Annotated in this window: 4 protein-coding genes; 3 read left to right on the top strand and 1 reads right to left on the bottom strand. The window is 43.6% G+C overall.

Annotation, left to right across the window (positions count from 1 at the left end; all coding sequences use genetic code 11):
* The 3 genes from VIM72_RS28355 to gap all read left to right on the top strand — a co-directional run.
* Positions 1-395, top strand: a 395-nt coding sequence (locus VIM72_RS28355) for a WG repeat-containing protein (protein WP_332006180.1), incomplete at its 5' end; no start/stop codon positions are given.
* A gap of 253 nt (positions 396-648) precedes the next feature.
* Entirely contained in the window at positions 649-972 is a 324-nt protein-coding gene (locus VIM72_RS28350) for a hypothetical protein (protein ID WP_332006179.1), read from the top strand.
* A 179-nt stretch (positions 973-1,151) separates the two neighbouring features.
* On the top strand, positions 1,152-2,150 hold the full coding sequence (gene gap, locus VIM72_RS28345) for a type I glyceraldehyde-3-phosphate dehydrogenase (protein ID WP_332006178.1): 999 nt from the start codon (positions 1,152-1,154) through the stop codon (positions 2,148-2,150).
* Positions 2,151-2,152: 2 nt separating this feature from the next.
* On the opposite strand, the gene VIM72_RS28340 is transcribed toward gap, so the two are convergent.
* On the bottom strand, positions 2,153-2,852 hold a 700-nt coding region (locus VIM72_RS28340; protein WP_332006177.1), incomplete at its 5' end, for a GlxA family transcriptional regulator.

The following is a 2,852-nucleotide window of genomic DNA, read 5'->3' as shown; positions in this document are numbered from 1 at the left end:
GCTTACTGCTGGTTACAGATAAAGATGGAAATAACTTTTTCATAAATCCTAAAGGCACAAAAGTGATTGACCTGAAAGGCTACTTTAACATAGCACCTTTCAAAGAAGGGTTGGCCCTGATGGAGAATAAAGATTGGAAATACGGGTTCCTGGATACATATGGGAAAGTGGCCATACCATTTGAATATAGTTCCGCCACTCCGTTTAACCTGGGACTTTCCCTGGTTACCCGCAAAAATAACGATGTGGAAGAAGCCGCCCTGATTAATACCTCCGGCGTCCCGGTGGTGCCATTTCGGGTGTCTTCCGAAAATAGCGCCGACGGCGAAGGCGCCGCTATGGAATATACTTTACAAAAGAAGAAATTTGATGCCTGGGGTAAAGAGAAGAACTAATATCATTGTTACTGTTGAAGAGAAAGCCCATTCTCCCTGCTATTGCTGTATGATCTCCTCAAAGACCATCCTGCCATCCCCGTCGTCTTCCGCAAGCAGAGTTTTTTCATTATCTGCTGATCTTAACTGAAATATTCTTGTCATATTTTTTTATGGGAATTTCCTGCTTTTTAGCTAAATTCATTAACACTGTAAGCTAATCCACTTCCACGATTATCATATTCTCATTACTTATCAAAATAACTATTCTCAAATGGCGAAAAGTGAAATAACCGTTTTAGTTGTAGGGATATTGATGATCATTATTGGTATGGCGTTTCGTATTTACGTCAGCAGAAATCGTTTTTACAGAAGGGGAGCAGGTGGGTTACAGGGCTTTAGTTCCTACAGAAAATCTGTAATCGTTCCCGCTTTTGAAACAATACTGAGAATAATAGGGAGCTTATTGGTTATAGGTGGTCTTTTCTTCTGTTTTGCCGTTTGGTATAATACCCGTGGAGTGAAGCATCATAACTCAAAGAAGATTTCAGATACCACTATTACTACTTTGAAGAAATCTTCAAAGAAATCAAGATAAGGTGTATGGATTATCCTTTTCAGGATGAATGCCTGGCCATTTTCCTTTTAATCGAACTATAATGGAATTATTCAGCTGTTTGTCCTCTTTTTACCATATTGTCCTAAATTGAATGAAATTTGTCATTTCAGACAAAACGAACAAAAGCTACCTTTGTCATAAGACTAAAATCAAATAATATGATAAAAGTTGCAATAAACGGATTCGGAAGGATCGGCAGAATGACATTCAGGAAACTGTTTGGTAATAACGAAGTGGAAGTAGTGGCATTAAACGATCTGAGCACCCCCGAAATGCTCGCATATTTACTGAAATATGATTCCGTACATGGCGTGTTTCCCAATATTATAAACAGCACAGAAAAATCGCTTACAGTTGATGGAAAAGAAGTAGCAGTATATGCAGAAAGAAACCCTGAAAACCTGCCCTGGAAAGAACTGGGTATAGACGTGGTACTGGAGTGCACAGGGATCTTTGAATCGAAAGACAAGGCCGCGTTGCATTTAAAGGCAGGCGCAAAAAAAGTGATCATATCCGCTCCTTCCGATAAGGATGTAAAAACGATCGTATATAATGTTAACCACCAGCTGCTGAATAAGGAAGATGTATTGATCAGCGCAGCATCATGTACTACCAACTGCCTGGCGCCTATGGCCAAGGTATTAAATGACCAGTTTGGCATTATTACCGGCCAGATGAATACCATTCACGCCTATACCAATTCGCAGCCCCTGATGGACACTCCTGATCCTAAGAACGGTTTCCGTAAATCGAGAGCAGCGGCCGACAGTATTGTTCCTTACACTACAGGCGCGGCCAAAGCCATTGGCCTGGTAATTCCTGAGCTGAACGGAAAACTGGATGGCGCTTCCCAGCGTGTTCCTGTTCATTCGGGATCAGTGGTGGAGCTATATACTTTATTGAGTAAAACAACCAGCGAGAAGGAAATAAACGAAGTTATGAAAGCCGCTGCCAACGAATCGTATGGCTATAACGAAGACCCTATCGTTTCGCAGGATATAGTGGGAATGAGTTATGGTTCGTTGTTTGACGCCACTCAAACCAGGATCACAGGAGTAGGGGATAAGCAACTGCTGAAAACGGTATCCTGGTACGATAATGAAATGTCATTCGTTTCCCAGTTAACAAGGTTACTGATCAGCTTCGGTAATATATAAAATCAGGCGAAGCTTTTCCGGTAGGCAACCGGAGTGGTATTAAGGTGGCGGATAAAAAGCCGCCTTAAGCCGTTGGCGTCGCCGGTGCCGCATTCGGCTGCTATTTCCTCGAGGCTTAAACCTGTTTCTTCCAGGCGGCGACGGGCAGCTTCTACCCGCGCTTTTTCAACGAACTTGGCAGGTGTTATCCCTGCTTCCCGGTAAAACACTCTTGAGAAGTTGCGGGCGCTCATGGAAGCCCTGGCGGCCAGTTGTTCAACGGACAGGTCTTCATCCAGGTGCTCCTGGATCCACTGCAGACTATCTTTTACCGGTCTGTAATCCGTTTTTTGCGTCATGAGAATATTGCTGAACTGCGACTGGTTGCCAGGCCGTTTCAGGTATAGTACCAGGATCCTGGATATCTCAATGGCTACTTCTCTTCCCAGGTCTTCCTCTACCAGCGCCAGTGTAAGATCAATACCGGTAGATATCCCGGCAGAAGTATAAATATTTCCCTGTTTGATATAGATAGGATCTTTTTCCACTTTGACCGATGGGAACTTTTCGGCCAGTTTATCATGCAGCTGCCAGTGGGTAGTAGCGCGGCGACCATCCAGCAGCCCGGTTTCCGCCAGGATAAAAGCGCCTGCACAAATGGAAGCAATGCGGGGTTTCGATTTGCTTTTATTGACCTTTTGTATCCATTTCAGTATATAGGCC

Source organism: Chitinophaga sp., from assembly GCF_036569185.1.
Lineage (GTDB): Bacteria > Bacteroidota > Bacteroidia > Chitinophagales > Chitinophagaceae > Chitinophaga.
This window is presented reverse-complemented; position numbering and strand designations above follow the sequence as displayed.